General features: G+C 58.1%; 3 protein-coding genes. All 3 read right to left on the bottom strand.

All coding sequences use genetic code 11. The annotated features are described in order from the left end of the window. Positions 1–229 (bottom strand): hypothetical protein (locus tag QMG25_RS20195; protein WP_283462903.1); only part of this gene is annotated, 229 nt, incomplete at its 3' end. A 713-nt stretch (positions 230–942) separates the two neighbouring features. Next, complete coding sequence (locus QMG25_RS20200) at positions 943–1,239, bottom strand: SHOCT domain-containing protein (protein WP_283462905.1); 297 nt, start codon at positions 1,237–1,239, stop codon at positions 943–945. 51 nt (positions 1,240–1,290) lie between these two features. Then, a complete protein-coding gene (locus tag QMG25_RS20205) occupies positions 1,291–1,680 on the bottom strand; it encodes a DUF6325 family protein (RefSeq protein ID WP_283462907.1) in 390 nt (129 codons plus the stop codon). Positions 1,681–2,701 lie beyond the last annotated feature (1,021 nt).

Raw genomic sequence — 2,701 nt, forward strand, 5'->3', positions numbered from 1 at the left:
CCCACAGCGCCGATGGTACTGCATTCGTGAGGATGTGGGAGAGTAGGACACCGCCGGACAACACCAAAAACAGGTCGAGGCCCCACACCAACAGGTGCGGGGCCTCCCTGCATTTAACAACCACACCACCCCGGCTGGCCCGGGCTGGCCAGTCAATTTGGGGGTAGGCGATTGAGTCGGTGCGATAGACATTGGCGCTGCCGACCACTGCGCCGTCAAGCTCAAGCACACCATGAACGCCAGAGTATCGAGTGCGGGTGAAGAACCCGATGGTGGAATGCACTCCTAAGGCCAGCGTGGTTGTCGCTGAGATACATGCGAGTGGGCTTGGTGCCCGCAACTGCCCATCCCGAGCCGTTTGGCGGGTCGGTAACCGGACCATCTTCGGGTCGGCGCAGCTGCACTCGGAGCTGGCTCCGTCAACATCGAACGGAACCACCACAGTGTTGCCAACAATTCGACTGTCTGCGAGATGCTGCAGCGGGCACTCATTCGTTTCGTTGGGGTGGGCCATAAGCTGGCGGTGTCTCCATTTTGTTGGGGGAGCAGGCGATCATGGGCGAGGATGCCCGGACCCTTCTCGCATGCCCGTATCACTTCGCGAGTCTCATCCGAATTATCTGCCCCGCCATATGGGGACGATTGACGTGGTCGCCGGCCACATGAGCAGGGAGTGCATGGCACCCAGGAAACAACCGGTAACGACCGATTTCTTCGGTGCGGTAGCTTGTTGCGTGGCAAGTATCGTGGTGGTCCGCCCCTGGGTGGTCTTGCCGGGCAGAGAACCGAAAAGGCGCTCAAGGCCCATCCTGAGATGCTCACTGTTGAAAGCCTGGCAGCCATCGCTTCCTCATCTGCGATCTTGTCAATGCTGGGCGCACTGGGTCGAGCATCCAAACCGCCGAAGCCTCTGATGAAAGGGGCGGCTTCGTCCGCAACAGCTTAAAGCCCGAGAAGTTTTGTTTTCGCGGCTGTGAACTCGGCTTGGTCGAGTACTCCTGCCGATTTCAACTGACCGAGCTGCGTCAATTGGGACATCAAGTCATTGGCAGGTGCTGCAGGTACGGTTTGTTGTGCCTGCAGGGCGGACATCTGCGCTTGCATGTCCGCCAGCTGGGCATTGGAGTCTGCTGCCGCTTGCTGCTCTGCGGCTTGCTGCTGGGCGCCAGCTTGCTGTCTGTTGCGCATTCCTCCGGACACTGCTGTGGCGGTTCCTGCGATGACTGCTGTGCGTGCCATCGTGCCCATCAGTCCGGGTCGTCCCATTCGTCGACGCATAGTTATTCCCTCTCAGTCCAACTGGGATATTGCGGCCAGCACTTCTTCAACTGCGGTGGCGGGAACGCGGATGGTCTCCACCAGGACACCATCTGCGTCAACGATTGAGGTGGGCAGCGGATTCATCCCCGTGTACTCGACAGCGCGAATGGCTGCCGAACTATTAGGTTGGAGTCCCGTGCTCAACTCCTTGACGTCCTCATCGGAGATAAGATCTTCAGTTCGGTCAAGAAGTTGTGTAACCGGAGCAACGGCGGCATTTGCCGCCAGTTCATCGAACTCCAAGTACGTTTTCACTCCAGCCGCGTCCATGCTGACGAACATTCCGTCAATAATGGTGATTGTTTCGTGCTCGACCAATCGTCTCAACTCGGGCAGGATGGCCCCAGCGAAACGATTCACGGGGGTATGAGATGACAAAGATCTCGATTGGTCCTAGCGTCATCCGGAACTCCCTGGTCGTGGCCCCTTTTGCCTTACGCGACAGGCTCTATGGCAGGGCAGTCCCTAAGACAAGGGTTCGCGTCGGCTCATGGATGAGGTCTCACGCGCCCGCATGGAGACAACGGGTAGGAATTCGGCTCCGAGAATATTGAGCTGAAAAGTGAATTCTAGATAATGGAAAGAGTCCAGTGCTCTTCTGGTCTCGAGGTGAGAATGGCTCATTGTTGGGTGTTCGCAGCGTATGAAAATGTGTCGAGGCGTTCGGTTGCCCGTTCCGGCAGCGCAAATCGCTGTATTGCCGCTGGCAAGGGACGAATGCTTCAACCTAGCTCGGGGTGCAGTGGATCTTGGCAGCAGTGATCTACGGGACAACCCTATGGAGCCGGCTCACCGATAGGTAGATGGAAGATGCCACCGCAGCTTGGCGCGATTGCCGGGGACCCCAATGACAGCGGACGGCACGCAGCGCGCGGCCATGTCTCAATGGACACTGCCATCACGTGAGGATTGAGGAAATGCTGCGTCGACCCCACCCACATCACGGCGAGCCAAAGAGGCTATCACAGCTCGTGCCACGGGATAGGAGTAGATGAAGCGATCCCTTTCCGGCACGCGGTGCGACCCAATGGACGAGGTGATCGAACCCGCGGGGCTGAGACCAGATACAGGCCATCACGCCGGCAACGAACACGAGAGATGTGCAGATATTCTGACCCCCAACGAGCGGCGGGATCACCGGGAAGGCGCAGCGGCGTATAGGCCCAACCAGGGTTGGCGCGGAGGCCAAGACCGACTCGGTAACCGAGGGGTTGGTGGATTTGCGTGTTGTTTGAAAGGTGTGTATTGTTTTTCGAGTTGCTCCGGTTGATGGGGGAACGGTATTGCTTGAGTTGATGTGGCTGGTTTTGCTGGTTGTGTTGGCGTGTTGTGGTGTGGTTGGTCTGCTTGTTTGAGTGGATTTGCTTTGCTGGGACTTTGT

This window comes from Arthrobacter sp. H35-D1, from assembly GCF_030063185.1.
Lineage (GTDB): Bacteria > Actinomycetota > Actinomycetes > Actinomycetales > Micrococcaceae > Specibacter.

Coding starts and splice junctions, on each gene's coding strand:
- QMG25_RS20200 (WP_283462905.1), bottom strand. CDS start 1,239: ATGGCACGCACAGCAGTCATCGCAGGAACCGCCACAGCAGTGTCCGGA.